This is a genomic window from Microbacterium sp. dk485, from assembly GCF_004570445.1.
GTDB classification, from domain to species: Bacteria; Actinomycetota; Actinomycetes; order Actinomycetales; family Microbacteriaceae; genus Microbacterium; species Microbacterium wangchenii.
Window position 1 is genome coordinate 185,539 of sequence record NZ_SPQW01000001.1, and the last position, 15,254, is coordinate 200,792.

The window sequence follows — 15,254 nt, forward strand, 5'->3', positions numbered from 1 at the left end:
TGAAGGCATGTCCGAGCGCTCCATCACCCCCACCGACATCCAGGCCGTGCGGATCGACGATCTGCCTCCCTTCGAAGTGACTCCCGGCATCACCGGACGCCTCCTGCCCGCGACGGATCTCATCCGCGCCTGGGCGTACGATTTCGCGCCCGGGACGCGGTGGCCGGTCACGGATCATCACGCGCTCGAGGAGCGCTACTACGTGGCATCCGGGGAGATCGACGACAACGGCACGACGTACCCCGCGGGAACCTACGTGGTGTTCGCGCCGGGGACCTCCCACCGCCCCGGGTCCAGGATCGGCGGGCGGATGATCGGGCTCAGCGACGCCCGCGACCCGGGCGAGCCCGTCATCACCTGACCTGTCCGGCCGCGCGCGGAGCGCGGCCGAGGATACGCGCGAGCCGCGTCCCCTCCGAAGCTATGGCGCGGCTATGGTGAGCCAATGAGCCAGCCCGGTGCGGGGATGCCCCTGCGCGACTATCGCGTCCATCGATACGTCAACGCGTTCTGCCCGGAGTGTCACGAGGAGGAACCGGACCGGCCGCTCAGCGAGGTCCGGCGGCTCTCGGGATGGCTCGCCGACCGTGACGGGACGATCTGGCTGGAGCGCGGATGCCCCGATCACGGCCTCATCCGCACGCTCTACGACGAGTCGGCCGAGATCCTCACCTATCTCGAGCAGTGGACGGCCCCGACCAAGGCGCACACTCCCGACCTGGCGGGCAACTTCAAGCCCGTGCCGTCGGCCTACGAGGACGGGCTGCCGCAGATGCAGACCCAGCACACGTGCATCCTGCTCGAAGACCTCACCGACCACTGCAACCTGCGCTGCCCCACGTGCTTCGCGGAGTCCAGCCCCGCCGCATCCTCGATCGCGCCGCTGGCCGAAGTCCTCGCCTCCGTCGACGCGCGCCTGGCGCGGGAGAACAACCGGATCGACGTGCTCATGCTCTCCGGCGGCGAGCCGACGCTGTACCCGTGGCTCGAGCAGCTGCTCGAGCACCTCGTGGCGCGGCCGGTGGTGCGCATCCTGATCAACTCCAACGGCCTGCGGATCGCCCAGGACGATGCGTTCGTGGAGACGCTCAAGAAGCACCGCGAGCGCGTGGAGATCTACCTGCAATACGACGGCGAGTCCGCCGAGTCGTCCCGGTTCCACCGCGGGGCCGACATCCGCCGGTTCAAGGAGCGCGCCATCCAGCGGCTCTCGGATGCCGGCGTCTTCATGACGCTCACGATGACCGCGACGCTCGGGGTCAACGACGGCGAGATGGGCGCCGTCATCCGCCGGGCGATGGCGACGCCGTTCGTCGGCGGCGTGACGATCCAGCCCGTGTTCGGCTCCGGCCGCTCCTCCGGCATCGACCCCACCGCGAGGCTCACGCACACCGGCGTGCTGGCGCGGCTCGGACCGCAGACCGACGGCGAGGTCACGTGGCGCGACCTCACGGCGCTGCCCTGCAGCCATCCGCACTGCTGCTCCGTGGGCTACCTGCTGAAGGATGACTCCGGCGACTGGAAATCGCTCGTCGGGCTGATCGGCCACGAGCAGCTGAAGGGTTTCCTCGACCTCCAGCCCGACATGCTCGCCAACCGCATCGCCGACTCGAACGTCAACAAGGCGATCCGGGAGGTCGTGAAGGGCTCGCTGCTGGACCTCTTGAGTGAGCAGTCGTCGCTGTCGCACCCCTCGATGGCCACCATCTGGCGCGACATCTGCCAGAACTGCGACCTCGGCATCGGGACGCTCGCCACCCTCGCCGCCTCCAAGCTGCCCGGTCAGCACGCGCGACTGCGGAAGATGATGGGCGAGCGGGTCCTGCGCATCACGGTGAAGCCGTTCATGGACATCAACACGATGATCGAGGAGCGCCTGACCCAGTGCTGCGTGCACGTCGCCACCGTCAACGAGACCACCGCCGCCCACCAGTGCGCGCCGTTCTGCGCCGTGCAGGCGTGGGCGCCGCTGTCGCGCACGCGCATCTCCACCGCGACCGGCGGCCGACGGCAGCTCCCGGTGAGCGTCGCATGAGCACCGCCGATTTCCGCCACCTCAACCAGCGCGACCCGTCGGTGGCCGACCCCGCACCGTTCGACCCGCTGCGCCTGTGCGTGTTCACCACCGTCGCCGCGATCGCCGCCCTGCTCGGCCCGATCGCCGTGGCCGTCTTCGCCGGCGTCGCCATCGCCGGGTACACCCGGGCACGGCGTGCCGGCCTCCTCCGCTCCCGCTGCCGGCTCGGCGACACGCGTCTCGTCCTGGCCTACCTGTGGGTGCTCGAGGTGCTCGCGCTGGCGGCCGTCCCGTTGTGGGTCATGATGTGGGTGCGATTGCTGAGCTGACCGGTGTTCCCCACTCTTCGCGACCTCGTCCCGTGGCTGCCGCCGGTGGACACGCACGCCGTCTTCGTCGCCCTCGGCCTCGCCGCCGCCGGCGCGGTGTTCCTGGTGGAGAAGCGCCGCCGCGGGGTGAGCGATCCGCGTCTGGCCTACATCGTCCTGGGGGCGCTCCTCGGCGCCGCCGTGTTCTCGCGCCTGGGGACGTGGGCCCAGCACCTGGATCCGTCGCGGAACCTGAGCCTCATCGACCAGCTCGCGTACGGCAATGCATCGATGCTGTCGGCGCTCGTGGGCGCATGGCTAGGCGTGCACGTGGCCAAGCGGATCGTCCGCTTCCCCGGCCGCACCGGCGACCTGTTCGCCCCTGCCGTCGCGCTGGCGATGGTCATCGGGCGCATCGGGTGCCTCCTCACCGAGGAGCCCGGAACCCCCACCGGCGCCGCATGGGGCATCGTGCTGGAGCCTGCGGCCGCCGCACGCGTGGGGGCCGAGGCCGGCGTGCCGCTGCATCCGAGCTTCGTCTACGAGATCGCGTTCCACGCGGCGGCGTTCGTACTGCTGTGGTTCTGGCTGCGCCACCGCCCGATCGCCGCGGGAGAGACGCTCACGCTCTTCATCGCCGCGTACGGCCTCTTCCGCTTCGGTGTGGAGTTCGTCCGCGGCAACGAGGTCGCGTGGATCGGCCTCACCCGTCCGCAGCTGTTCCTGGCCGTCACCATCCCGCTGCTGCTCGCGCGCATCGTGTGGATGGCGCGGCGCGGGAGATTCCGTGAGACCTCACAGCCCGAAGCCGAACCCGGAAGGACGACGCCGAATGCCCAGCACGCCTGACGACCCGCAAGAGCCGCCGCGCTTCGCACCGCCTCCCGGCACGCCACCGCCGCCTCCCCCGCACCAGCCGCCCGGAGGCGCACCACCTCCCCCGCAGCAGCCGCCCGGAGGCCGCAGGGGGTTCGGCGGCGGCGTCGCGGCGGGCCTGGGCATCGGGTGCGGCGCGTACGTGCTGGGCATCGTGCTGGCCCTGGGCACCCTCGGCGCCGTGAGCACCATCTTCGGCTTCCTGTGGCCGTTCATCGCCATCGCCGTCGTCTCCATCGCCCTGATGTTCTCCCCGCGCTCCCGCCCGTACGGCACCGGGATGCTCATCATGACGGGCGCCGCCTGGCTCATCGTGATCGGTCCGTGCATCGCCCTGCTGGGCGGTTTCGGCTGAGACACGCCCGGCACGGCCGCGGCCGCCGATGAGACCGGGTGCGGCCGGTCGTTAGGCGCGTGCGCCGCCGATCGCAACCCCTATCCCGCCGCCGGCGAGATCGCGGAGGCTGTCGGCATGAGCAAGCCAGACGACATCCCCCAGCCCCTCGACCACCTGCCGCCCGCCGACGAGCGCGACGCCGACATGGACGTCGAACAGCCCCGCTACCCGGGCACCGAAGCGCCGGCCGGGACATCGCCGGTGTCGCCGGAGACGGCGGCCGACCCGCGGATCGGCGACGCCGACCGGCACGACGTCGACACCCGGCCGCCGAGCTGATGGGCGGCCGCGGCCGGGCGGCCTGATCATGCGACCGGCGGCGGCTGCGCTCCCGGACGCCATCCGCGTGCGCGGCGCCCGGGTGAACAACCTCAAGAACATCGACGTCGACGTGCCCCTGCACATGATGGTGTCGATCGCCGGAGTATCGGGATCGGGCAAATCGTCGCTCGCGCTCGGGGTGCTGTACGCCGAGGGCTCCCGTCGCTACGTCGAGGCGCTCTCCACCTACACGCGGCGGCGCCTCACTCAGGCCGCCCGCGCGGCCGTCGACAGCGTCGAGCACGTGCCCGCCGCTCTCGCGCTGCGTCAGCGCCCCGCCGTGCCCGGGGTGCGATCCACGTTCGGCACCTCCACCGAACTGCTCAACACTCTGAGACTGATCTACTCCCGCCTCGGCAGTCACGAATGCCCCAACGGGCACCGGATGCCGCCGACCACCGACGTCGCGCTGGACCGGCCGCTGACGTGCCCGACGTGCGGCGCCGTCTTCCCACCACCGAGCGCGGAGTCGTTCGCGTTCAACAGCGAGGGCGCGTGCGAGCGGTGCGAAGGAACGGGGATCGTGCGCGACGTGGACGACACCACCCTCGTGCCCGATGAGACGATCAGCATCGACGACGGTGCCGTCGCGCCGTGGGCGCTGTTCGGTCTGGCGGCGAACTCGAAGGTCGTCGCCGAGATGGGGGTGCGCACCGACGTCCCCTTCGCGGAGCTCACCGCGCGGGAACGTCGGATCGTGTTCGCCGGTCCCGAGGAGAAACGGGTCATCCTGTACCCGTCGAAGAACGGCAAGCTGTTCGAGCTCAACGCCACCTACCGCAACGCGCATCAATCGGTCGTCGAGGCCCTGCGCAAGGCCGAGACGGAGAGCGGGATCGGCCGGATCGAGCGATTCCTCAGCATCCAGACCTGTCCCCTCTGTCGCGGGAGCCGCTTGAACGCGCGGGCGCGCGCGACGCTGGTCGACGGCATCACGCTCGCGCAGGCGACGGCCAAGACGCTCGAGGAGGTCACCACGTGGGTGCAGACCCTGCCGGGGCTCATGCCACCGGACATGACGGCGATGGCCGAGAGCATCGTCGCGCAGATGGTCGGCAGTGCACGGATGCTGCTGCAGCTGGGCCTGGGATATCTCACGCTGGACCGCGCCTCGTCCACCCTGTCCACCGGCGAACGGCAGCGCGTGCAGCTCTCCCGTGCGGTCCGCAACCGGACCACGGGCGTGCTCTACGTCCTCGACGAGCCGTCCATCGGCCTGCATCCCTCGAACCTCGACGGCCTCATCGCGGTCATCCGCAGCCTGCTGCGCGACGGCAACTCCGTGGTCGTCGTCGACCATGACACCCACGTGCTGCGCGAGGCGGACTGGCTCATCGAGATCGGGCCCGGCTCTGGCGCCGACGGCGGCACCGTCATCGCGGCCGGCACGCGCGCGGATGTCATCGGCGACCCCCGCTCGCGCATCGCGCCGTTCCTCGGCGTGAGCGCAGCGGAAACGGTGCGCGAGCGCACCACGCCCGCCGAACTCTTCGATCTCGGCAGCATCCGCATGTCGACGGCGCCGATCCACACGGTGCAGGCCCTGGACCTGGAGATCCCCAAGGGCCGTCTCACGGCGGTCACCGGCGTCTCGGGGTCTGGGAAAACGACGGTGATCCTGGAGAGTCTCGTGCCCGCGCTGGTCGCGCGCGCCGCGGGCGCCGCGCTTCCGGCGCACGTCACCGCTGTCGAGCCGGCGGGCATCGACGTGGTCGACGTGGTCGATGCCTCGCCGATCGGCGTCAACGTCCGCTCCACCGTGGCCACCTACAGCGGCGTCCTCGACGACCTGCGCCGGGTGTACGCGCGCACCCCCGAGGCGCATGCCCGGGGGCTGACGGCGGGAGACTTCTCCTACAACACCGGCTCCCTGCGCTGCCCGGAGTGCGACGGCACGGGGCAGATCTCCCTGGACGTGCAGTTCCTCCCCGACGTCGACATCGTGTGCCCGGCGTGCGGCGGCAGCCGCTACCGCCCCGACGCGCACGACATCCGTCGCACCCCGAAGGATGCCACCGGCGATCCGCTCAGCCTTCCCGCCCTCCTCTCCCTCACCGTCGACCAGGCGCTGCCGCACGTCGCCGATCTGGCGCGGGTCGAGTCCCGGCTCCGCATCCTGACCGACCTCGGCCTGGGCTATCTGACCCTCGGTGAGGCCACCACGGCGCTGTCGGGCGGCGAGGCGCAGCGGCTCAAGCTGTCGGCGGACATCGGGCGGAGCCGGCGGAACACCCTCTTCGTCCTCGACGAACCCTCGATCGGCCTGCATCCGCTCGACGTGCGGGTGCTGCTGGGGGTGCTGCAGCGGCTCATCGACCAGGGCGCCACCGTCGTCATCATCGAGCACGACCTCGACATGATCGGCAACGCCGACCACATCATCGACCTCGGGCCCGGCGGAGGGACGGCCGGTGGGCGGATCGTCGCCACGGGGACGCCGGCGGACATCGCCGCCGCATCCGACAGCGTCACGGGCCGCTACCTGCGCTGAGGTGGGCGGCGGTCGCCCATCGGCGCAGGCGAGCCGCAAGGCGATGCTCCTCGGTCATCACACCGGCTTGCGGGCGCTTGCCGAGATCACGGTGCGCCATCCATCGCAGCGCGGCCCGAGGAGGCGACCTGGTCCAGGTGATGATCAAGCACCGCCCGCAACCGGGCGGGCGTGGCACGTTCCGGCCGGACGGCTGCATGGACGGCGAGGCCGTCGAGCACGGCGAACAAGCGTTCGGCTTCCACCTCCCGCACGTCCTCGCCGGCGTCACCGCAGAGCCGGCCGACCCACAGCACACAGGCCTCACGCATCCGGTCGTAAGCTTCGTCGCGCAGTGATCCGAGCTCAGGGTCGACGAGGGCTCGAGACGTGAAAGCCATCCACACCTCGTTCTCTGCGTGCCGCTCGTCATCCAATGGCAGCAGCTCCGCCAACACCAGCTTCGCCGCCTGCAACACATCATCCGGCTGATGTACCGCCGCGATGCGCCGCTCGACCCGCTCCACCACCGAGCTCATCGTGAAGACCAGCAACTCCGGCTGGCTGCGGAAGTAGTGCCGCAGCGACCCCGTGGACAGTCCGGCTTCGCGCGCCACTTCCCGCACGGACGCCCGTTCCAGACCATCGCGGCGAATGACCCGCCACACTGCTGCAGCGATCTCGTCTCTGCGCTGATCGGCGTCCACCATTCTGGGCACCTTTCCGTTGTATCACGGCCGTGATACTTTGCGAAGTATCACGGGTGTGCTACCAACCGGGAGGCGTTGTGGACGGATCAAGCGACAGAAACGGCTCAACGGCGGGTCCCCGCGTGAAGACGGACGCCGCCGCCGATGAGTCAGCTTTCGGTCGTCACGGAAAGCGGCGGCTTCCGGGGCACTGGAGTCTGTGGGTGGCGGCGGCGGGCTGGGTGGCTGCGAACGGTTGGGTGGCGATCACCGCGCCCCGTGCGCTGCCGTTCGACTGGCCCGCGCGCGCGGGGAGATCCACGTGGCAGATCCTGGTAGAGGTCAACCTGGCACTGGCGGAGGTTCTGATCCTGATGGGCGTGGTGTACCTGCTGACCCGGCGTCGTGCGCCCGTCGACGTCGCCGCGCGTGCGCCCGATCGTCACCGGGCCCGCGCCGAAACCATCGCGCTGCTCGCGTACGGAGCGACCGGGCTGCTCGGTGGCTTCCTTCTGGCTCGAGCGTTCGGATGGCACCCTTTCGGCCTTCACCTCGCGGGAACACTGTTCGGCACCCATGAGCACCTTCCCCCGGCGGAGGTCGTGACGTGGGCCGGGTACAACGTGGTCGTCTATGCGGTGATCCCGCTGCTGTATTTCCGTCGACGGTACTCGTCGCTCGCTCTCGGACTCCGCTCGACCGACGCCAGGAACGACGTCCTCGTCATCATCGTTGTGCTCGGGCTGGAGACGGCGTTCCAGATCTTCGCGCTGGCCCCTGCGACGCTCAACCTCCCGCCGGGGCAGCTGGTCGTGGGAGCCGCGTTCACGTTCCTCCTCTACATGGCAGGCGCGGTGCTGCCTGCGATGGTGTTCGTGTACGCCATCCTCGTTCCGCGATATCTCGCGCTCACCGGCTCCGTCATCGCCACCGTGCTGTGCGGCGGCCTCACCTACGCCGGGTTGCACTTCTGGGACGCCTGGACCGTTTTCACGTCCCCGCAGTCCGCCGCCCTCTCGCTGATCTTCCTGCTCTTCACCTATCTCGGGCCGGGCATGATCAAGACCTACCTCACACTGCGTACGGGCAACGCGTGGGTTCACGTGTGGGGCTATCACGCCTTCGCACCGCACACCCTCTTGGACACCCCCCACATCCTCGACACCTTCCACCTGCGGTGAGACAGAACCGACCGGAACCGCCGAGGAGGATGTCCCGATGCGATCGCCGCGTCCACGATCGGGGCCCGCGAAACGAGAAGCGCCGCCTGAGACCAGGCGGCGCTTTCTCGTTACTGGGGTGCGGATCGAGACCCGTCCACGTTCACCCCGAAGTGCCCCCGACAGGAGTCGAACCTGCGACCTACGGTACCGGAAACCGGCGCTCTATCCACTGAGCTACGGAGGCGTACTGATCGAGGTTATCACCGGCGCGCGCCCTCCCCCGACACCGGCTGCGCCGCTCATCCGCGCCCCTCGACGGCCTTCCGCGCGGCGCGTCCGTCAGGAGCTGACGAGCTTCAGTCCGATGATGCAGCCGACGAGGCCGAGGATGAGCAGGATCTTCACGAGCGACACCGGCTCTGTGCCGGTGACCATGCCGTAGGCGACGGTCAGGGTGGCGCCGATCCCGACCCAGACGGCGTAGCCGGTGCCGGTGGGGATCTCCCGCAGCGCCCACGCGAGACCGCCCATGCTCGCCACGAGCGCGGCGCCGAAGATCACGGTCGGCCAGAGCTTGGTGAACCCCTCCGACCTGCCCAGCGCGGTCGCCCAGACCGCTTCGAGGACACCGGAGACGACGAGAACGATCCACGACATGACACAGCTCCTTGGCCAGTCTTGTCGCTGTCCGGGTACTGATCCCTCGTCCGGGGATGCGGTCGGCATCCGCTCCCCAGGCTACCCCCGCTCGAAACACCACATCCCGGCCGAGGCATCATGCGTCGCCGGATGTTTCGGACGGGATGTGGTGTTTCGGCGGGCGGCGGAGGCGCGGAGCGGGGGCTACAGGAGGAAGATCGGGATCAGGCCGGGGTTGTGGGCGTGCACGAGCACGCCGAAGACGACGGCGTCGAACAACAGGTGCACCGTCACGACGTACCCGAGCGAGCGGGTGCGCAGGAACAGGATCGCCTGCACGAGCGCGAACGGGATAGTCAGCACCGGGCCCCACGCCTGGTAGCCGAGCTCCCACAGGAACGACACGAACACGACCGCCTGCAGCAGGTTCGCCTGCCAGTCGGGGAAATGCCGCCGCAGCAGCACGTACACGGTGCAGATGAAGAACAGCTCGTCCCAGATGCCGACGGCGCCGACGCCCACGAACAGGCGCGCGATCATCTCCGGGGTGTCCACGACGGGCCAGTTCGTGTAGACGCCCGACGTGATGAAGTAGAACGGCAGGATCAGCCACCCGAGCACGAGAACGGCGACGAGCCAGCCCCACTGCAGCGCCGTCCACCGCCCGCCCCCGCGCCACGGGAAGCGGATCGCGTAGTCGCGGTACACGTAGCGCGACACAAGATACGGCACCAGCACGGCGCCGCCGAGGGCCACGGTGAACCGCAGCATCGCCATGTTGTCCAGCTCGGCCTTCAGCGGGATCGCGCTGACGATCAGCTGCCCCAGCGCGATGAGCGAGAGGTCGCGCAGGAGGCTCGGCGGCTCGTTCTCGTCGCGCCGGCGGAGGGATGCGGTGCCCTCGCGCCGCTCGACGAGCCACGCGCCGACGAGGCCCGCCGCCAGCAGGATCCATCCGAGCCACGCGATCTGCAGCACGAAGAACGCGGGAGCGGCCAGGCACACCAGCAGCGCGGGGACGAGCCCCCACGACAGCGCAGGCCGGGTCGGGGCGGGCGGAGCGGCGTGGGCGGTCATGCGGCCTCCAGCGGATGGGTGATCTCGTCCCGCGGCATGCGGGCGGCGAGTAGGGCGATGAGGCCGAACGCGAGCGGCAGGGTGCCGGCGGCCAGGAAGATCGTCGACAGCGGCAGGACCTCGGCGAGCGGGCCGGACAGGGCCATCGACACCGGCATGAGCGCGAGCGACACGAAGAAGTCCAGGCTCGACACCCGTCCGAGCATGTGCCGCGGCACGCGGCGCTGGAGCAGGGTGCCCCAGATGACGTTGCCGTAGCTGAATGCGCAGCCCAGCGTGAAGCAGCACACCAGCAGCAGCCAGTACGAGTCGGTGAATCCGATGACGGCGAAGGGGGTGGTCCCCACCGCCCACACGACGATCATCGCGGTGAGGTAACGCCGCGGCATCCGCATCGACGACACCACGAGCGAGCCCACCACTCCCCCGGCGCCCAGGGCGGCGAGCAGGAATCCGAACAACCGCGGATCCTCCCCCACCCGCTCCCGCACGAGGAAGGGCAGCAGCACCTGCTCAGGCCCGAGCGAGACGAGCACCCACCCGGTGGCGAACAGCAGCGTCCACAGCAGCCACGGCGTGCGGACGGTGAAGGCGACCGCTTCGCGGAGGTCGTGGAGGACGCCGCGCGAGAGCGGTGCGTCGTCGGCTCCCGGGCCGGGTTCGCGGCGCAGGAAGAGCAGGAGGACGAAGGCGAGCGTGTACGCGGCGCACACGAAGACCGTCGCGAAGGCGGGCACGAGCGCGGCCAGCAGGAAGCCCGCCGCCGCGGGCCCTGCCGCCTGCTGGAGGGCCGGACGGATGGCGCCCTCCAGGCCGTTCGCGGCCAGGAGGTGCTCGGGCGGCAGGATGCGGGGAAGGATCGCGCTGTAGGCGGGGAAGAAGAACCCAGACCCCGCGCCCAGGAGGAACGCCACGACCGCCACGTGCGGGATCGTGAGGGCGCCCAGGGCGCCGGCGATCACGATGGAGGCGACGGCGACGGCGTCGAGCACCGCGACCGCGCGGACGATGAGCCGGCGGGACACGCGGTCGGCGGCGATGCCCCCGGGGATCGCGCACGCGAGGAGTCCGACGGCGTTCGCCGTCGCGACGATCGACAGCTGCAGCGGGCCGCCGCCGGCATCGATCACGGCGTAGACCATGACGACCGCCCACATGCCGGCGGCGAACACCGACAGCACGACCGCGGCGAACAGCACCCGGAAGTCGCGGTGGCCGAGCGGGCGCACCGCTCGCAACCGGTCGCGACGCACCGCGTGCAGGTCGGTCACGCCGGGATCCGCCGGTAGGCCAGATCTCGGATGGCGCGGCCGGCACGGGCGCCCTTGCGCTCGAACGCCGTGAGCACCCGCCCGTCGAAACGCTCGGCCCAGTCGCCCTCGAACGCGCGCTCGAACAGGGACGAGGCATCCAGGACCGTGCGCATCTGACGCGCGTAGTCCTCCCAGTCCGTCGCCAGCCGCAGCATCCCGCCCGGCTTCAGCGCTCGGGCGGCGACCGGGGCGAACTCGGCGTCGATCAGGCGGCGCTTGGTGTGCTTGTTCTTGTGCCACGGATCGGGGAAGAACACCCACACCTCATCCGCGGAGGCCGCCGGCAGCAGGTGCTCGAGCACCTCCGGCGCGTTGGCCTCCACGAGGCGGAGGTTGCGCGCGCCGGCGCGGTCGGCGTCGAGCATCGTGCGGGCAAGGCCGGCCTTGAACACCTCGACGGCGAGGAAATCGGTGTCGGGATGCTCCGTCGCGGCATGCACGATCGCGTGCCCCTGGCCCGACCCGATCTCCACGACGAGCGGTGCGGTCCTCCCCCACACGGCGGCCGGGTCGATCTCCGAGCCCGCGCGCACGCTCGTGGCCGCGGCATCCCGCGGCGCCTCGAGGAGGTAGAACGGCGACAGGCGCTCCCACGCCCGCTCCTGTCCGTCGGACATCCGGCCGCTCCGGCGCACGAACGACACGGGCCGGTCGCGGAAATCGCCACGGGCGGCGGGGGTTTCGGGCATACCCTCCAGGCTACCCAGTGCCCCGCCCGCCGCCCGACGGCGCGTCGCCCCCGGCGAGACACCACATCCCGGCTGACACATCATGCGTCGCCGGGTGTTTCGGGCGGGATGTGGTGTTTCGCCGGGCCGTGCGCTCCGCCGGGCGCGGGCCGGGCGGGCGCGGGCCGGCCGGGTGAGGGGGTCAGGCGGTGACGAAGTCGATGAGCTCCTCGACGCGGCCCAGGAGAGCGGGCTCGAGGTCGCGGAACGTCGTCACGCGCCCCAGGATCCGCTGCCACGCGCGGGCCAGATCCGCCTGGTCCTCCGCCGGCCACCCGAGGGCGCGGCACACGCCGACCTTCCACTCGACCGACCGCGGAACCTCCGGCCACCGCGCGATGCCGAGCGACTCCGGGCGCACGCACTGCCACACATCCACGAACGGGTGCCCCACGATCCGCACGTGCTTGCCGTGCCTCCCGCGCGCGATCGCCTCGGCGATCCGCGTCTCCTTCGACCCCGGCACCAGGTGGTCCACCAGCACGCCGTACCGCCGCTCGGCGCTCGGCGGCTCCGCCTCCAGCGCCTCGGCGAGCAGATCCACGCCCTGCAGGTACTCCACGACGACGCCTTCCACCCTGAGGTCGTGGCCCCACACCTTCTCCACCAGTTCGGCGTCGTGGCGTCCCTCGACCAGGATGCGACTGGGGCGCGCGACCCGCGCCTTGGCGTCCTCGACCGCGAACGACCCGGACGCGGTGCGCCGAGTCCCCGTCGGCGCCACCGGCTTGGGCGCGGTCAGCACCACCGCGGCGCCGTCGACGAGGAACCCCGGCCCGAGGGGGAACAGCCGGCGACGACCGTGCCGGTCTTCCAGCTCCACGGTCCCCGATGCGACCCTCGTCACCGCGCCGCAGTAGCCGTCGCCGGCCACCTCCACGACCAGGTCGCGCTCGGCGGGCACCTGCGGCACGACGCGCCTCCCGGCATCCCGCCACCCCTTGGCCAGCACGTCGGTTCCGTAGCGATCATCCATTGCCGTCTCCTCCGAAGCCCCGACCCTAACCCGGCCCTCCGGCACCGGCGAGGACCCACGCCGATCCACCCGGAGGCCGTACCGGCCCGCGCGAGCCGGACCATAGACTCGGAGCACCTGCCCCACAGCCCCTCAGGAGGACGGATGCGCGCGCGCTGGGCATTGGCGCTGACCACGGCACTGGCCGCCGCCATCGGCCTCGCGATCGCGCCCGCCGCGCACGCCACCCCGCCCGTGACGCTCGACAGCGGCTACGTGCTCGACGACGCCGGCGTGCTCAGCGGCGCGGAGGTGCGCGCCGCCGACGAACGGCTCGACGAGCTGTTCGACGAGACCGGGCTGGACCTGTGGGTCGTGTTCGTCGACGAGTTCACCGACCCCGACAGCCCGGAGGACTGGGCGAACACCGCCGCCGTCGTCAACGGCCTCGGACCGACGCAGTACCTCCTCGCCGTCGCCGTGGACGGCCGCCAGTACTACATCTCCGGCGATCTGGAGATCGGCCCGCTCACCGGCGACCAGCTGAGCGCCATCGAACAGCAGCGCGTACGCCCGGCCCTCGGCGACGAGGACTGGTCGGGCGCGATCGAGGCCGCCGCCGCCGGGTTCGAGGATGCCGCGGCCGGCGGCACCGGCGGCGTGCCCGGCGCCGACACCTCCGCCGGCGGCGTGAACTGGTCGCTCATCCTGGTGGTGCTGCTCCTGGTCGCCGTCTTCGCGATCGCGCTCATCTGGCTCGCCGTGCGGCGCAAGCGCGCGGCATCCGGCCCGAACGCGTCACCGGCGAAGATGAGCCTGGAGGAGCTGGCCCGCCGCTCCGGTTCGGCGCTCGTGGCCGCCGACGAGGCGGTCAAGACCAGCGAGCAGGAACTCGGCTTCGCCCGCGCCCAGTTCGGCGACGAGGCCGTGGCCGAGTTCGAGACGGTGCTGACCCAGGCCAAGGCGGACCTCGACCGCGCCTTCACGCTGCAGCAGCAGCTGGATGACGCCACCCCCGACACGGAGGAGCAGATCCGCGCCTGGCGCGGCGAGATCCTCACCCTCACCGCCGCATCCCAGGAAGCGCTCGACGCCAAGGCCGACGCCTTCGACGCGCTGCGCGACCTGGAGGCCAACGCCCCCGCCGAGCTCGCCCGCACGCAGCAGGAGCGCACCGCTGTCGCCGAAGCGATCGGCGCCGCCGAGGCGCAGCTGGCGAAACTGCACGCCGAGTACGCCGACGAGGCCCTCGCCACCGTCGCCGACAACCCCGCCCAGGCGCGCGAGCGCGTCGCCTTCGCCGACGCGCAGCTGGCCGCGGCGCAGTCCGCCCTCGCTGCCGGGCGCGGCGGCGAGGCCGCGGTGGGCATCCGCGCCGCGCAGGAGGCGGTCGCTCAGGCCCGCCTGCTCGAAGACGCCGTGACCAGGGTGGGCGCCGATCTCGCCGCCGCCGGCACGCGCGCCGCCGAGCTGATGCGCGAGGTCGAGAACGACATCACCGCCGCATCCGCCCTGCCCGACCCGGAGGGGCGGATCGCCGCCGCCGTCGCCGCCGCGCGCGAGCAGCTCACGCGCGGTCGCCAGGCCCTGTCCTCGGGCGGCCGGCGGCCCCTCGAGGCACTCGCCGGACTGGAGGCGGCCAACTCCGCCCTCGACGCCGTCATCGCCGAGGGCCGGGATGCCGCCGAACGCCGGCGCCGGGCCGCACTCCAACTGGATGAGGCCCTCCTGCAGGCCCGCGCGCAGGTCTCGGCCGCGGAAGACTTCATCGGCGCGCGCCGCGGCGCCGTCGGTGCGGAGGCCCGCACGCGACTGGCCGAGGCGCGCACGTCTCTGGACCGTGCCGAACAGCTTCGTGCGGCGGATCCGGCTGCCGCTCTCTCCGCCGCGCAGCGGTCGGCACAGCTGGCGGCGGCCGCGTCACGCTCGGCGCAGAACGACGTCGGCGCCTTCGACGTGGGGTACGGCGGCGGCCGAGGGTCCTCCGGTGACGGCATGATGGGTGCCATGATCGGCGGAATCGTGCTGAACTCCCTCTTGAGCGGAGGCGGGGGCGGCCGGCGCAGCAGCGGCTTCGGCGGCTTCGGCGGTGGATCCTCGGGCCGGCGCAGCGGCGGCTTCGGCGGTCGCAGCCGCAGTGGCGGGGGCGGCTTCGGAGGCGGCGGCCGCAGCGGCGGGGGCGGACGCTCGCGCCGGGGAGGTGGCCGCTTCTGATCCCCGCAACGACCCCGCCGATCCCACGAATCTCATAGCGAACACCCCTAAGAAAACTTCGACACACTCGACACGACGTCGACAGGA

15 protein-coding genes, 1 tRNA gene and 1 riboswitch are annotated in these 15,254 nt (G+C 71.5%); of the genes, 9 read left to right on the plus strand and 7 right to left on the minus strand.

Going from position 1 to position 15,254, the window contains the following annotated elements:
• Window positions 1–7 precede the first annotated feature (7 nt).
• From E4V99_RS00925 to E4V99_RS00955, 7 genes are all read left to right on the plus strand, one after another.
• Window positions 8–361 carry a cupin domain-containing protein gene (locus tag E4V99_RS00925; protein WP_135064568.1) on the plus strand — a complete coding sequence of 118 codons (354 nt, stop codon included), beginning with the start codon at window positions 8–10 and terminating at the stop codon, window positions 359–361.
• Between the two features lie 84 nt (window positions 362–445).
• A complete protein-coding gene (locus E4V99_RS00930) occupies window positions 446–2,035 on the plus strand; it encodes a radical SAM protein (protein ID WP_245233094.1) in 1,590 nt (529 codons plus the stop codon).
• On the plus strand, window positions 2,032–2,346 hold the full coding sequence (locus tag E4V99_RS00935) for a hypothetical protein (protein ID WP_135064565.1): 315 nt from the start codon (window positions 2,032–2,034) through the stop codon (window positions 2,344–2,346). Before E4V99_RS00930 ends, E4V99_RS00935 begins: the two co-directional genes overlap by 4 nt.
• 3 nt (window positions 2,347–2,349) lie before the next feature.
• The gene (locus tag E4V99_RS00940) at window positions 2,350–3,174 is read left to right on the plus strand and encodes a prolipoprotein diacylglyceryl transferase family protein (RefSeq protein WP_135064563.1); all 825 of its coding nucleotides are present in this window, start codon (window positions 2,350–2,352) and stop codon (window positions 3,172–3,174) included.
• Window positions 3,158–3,556 carry a hypothetical protein gene (locus E4V99_RS00945; RefSeq protein WP_135064561.1) on the plus strand — a complete coding sequence of 133 codons (399 nt, stop codon included), beginning with the start codon at window positions 3,158–3,160 and terminating at the stop codon, window positions 3,554–3,556. Before E4V99_RS00940 ends, E4V99_RS00945 begins: the two co-directional genes overlap by 17 nt.
• A gap of 117 nt (window positions 3,557–3,673) precedes the next feature.
• Window positions 3,674–3,877, plus strand: a complete 204-nt coding sequence (locus E4V99_RS00950; RefSeq protein WP_135064559.1) for a hypothetical protein — start codon at window positions 3,674–3,676, stop codon at window positions 3,875–3,877.
• Window positions 3,878–3,905: 28 nt separating this feature from the next.
• Window positions 3,906–6,410 carry an excinuclease ABC subunit UvrA gene (locus E4V99_RS00955; RefSeq protein ID WP_135116066.1) on the plus strand — a complete coding sequence of 835 codons (2,505 nt, stop codon included), beginning with the start codon at window positions 3,906–3,908 and terminating at the stop codon, window positions 6,408–6,410.
• 86 nt (window positions 6,411–6,496) lie between these two features.
• Here the strand turns inward: E4V99_RS00955 and E4V99_RS00960 are convergent, their stop codons facing one another.
• Window positions 6,497–7,099 (minus strand): TetR/AcrR family transcriptional regulator, encoded by a 603-nt coding sequence (locus tag E4V99_RS00960; RefSeq protein WP_205805884.1) that lies wholly within the window; start codon window positions 7,097–7,099, stop codon window positions 6,497–6,499.
• Window positions 7,100–7,320: 221 nt separating this feature from the next.
• Between E4V99_RS00960 and E4V99_RS00965 the strand changes: the two genes are divergently transcribed.
• Window positions 7,321–8,259, plus strand: coding sequence for a hypothetical protein (locus tag E4V99_RS00965; protein ID WP_209305570.1), 939 nt, complete (start codon window positions 7,321–7,323; stop codon window positions 8,257–8,259).
• A 153-nt stretch (window positions 8,260–8,412) separates the two neighbouring features.
• On the opposite strand, the gene E4V99_RS00970 is transcribed toward E4V99_RS00965, so the two are convergent.
• The 6 genes from E4V99_RS00970 to E4V99_RS00995 form a co-directional block, all read right to left on the minus strand.
• Window positions 8,413–8,485 (minus strand) — tRNA-Arg (locus tag E4V99_RS00970).
• Window positions 8,486–8,580: 95 nt separating this feature from the next.
• Window positions 8,581–8,898 (minus strand): multidrug efflux SMR transporter, encoded by a 318-nt coding sequence (locus E4V99_RS00975; RefSeq protein WP_135064551.1) that lies wholly within the window; start codon window positions 8,896–8,898, stop codon window positions 8,581–8,583.
• Window positions 8,899–8,908: 10 nt separating this feature from the next.
• Window positions 8,909–8,973: riboswitch (guanidine-III (ykkC-III) riboswitch) on the minus strand.
• A 111-nt stretch (window positions 8,974–9,084) separates the two neighbouring features.
• On the minus strand, window positions 9,085–9,957 hold the full coding sequence (locus E4V99_RS00980) for a CPBP family intramembrane glutamic endopeptidase (RefSeq protein ID WP_135064549.1): 873 nt from the start codon (window positions 9,955–9,957) through the stop codon (window positions 9,085–9,087).
• Window positions 9,954–11,228, minus strand: a complete 1,275-nt coding sequence (locus E4V99_RS00985) for an MFS transporter (RefSeq protein WP_240742827.1) — start codon at window positions 11,226–11,228, stop codon at window positions 9,954–9,956. The genes E4V99_RS00980 and E4V99_RS00985 overlap by 4 nt, the downstream gene beginning before the upstream one ends.
• Window positions 11,225–11,959, minus strand: a complete 735-nt coding sequence (gene trmB / locus E4V99_RS00990; RefSeq protein WP_135116068.1) for a tRNA (guanosine(46)-N7)-methyltransferase TrmB — start codon at window positions 11,957–11,959, stop codon at window positions 11,225–11,227. The genes E4V99_RS00985 and trmB overlap by 4 nt, the downstream gene beginning before the upstream one ends.
• 181 nt (window positions 11,960–12,140) lie before the next feature.
• The gene (locus tag E4V99_RS00995) at window positions 12,141–12,974 is read right to left on the minus strand and encodes a DUF3097 domain-containing protein (RefSeq protein ID WP_135116069.1); all 834 of its coding nucleotides are present in this window, start codon (window positions 12,972–12,974) and stop codon (window positions 12,141–12,143) included.
• 144 nt (window positions 12,975–13,118) lie between these two features.
• On the opposite strand from E4V99_RS00995, the gene E4V99_RS01000 reads away from it, so the two are divergent.
• Window positions 13,119–15,167, plus strand: a complete 2,049-nt coding sequence (locus E4V99_RS01000) for a TPM domain-containing protein (protein WP_135116071.1) — start codon at window positions 13,119–13,121, stop codon at window positions 15,165–15,167.
• Window positions 15,168–15,254: the final 87 nt, after the last annotated feature.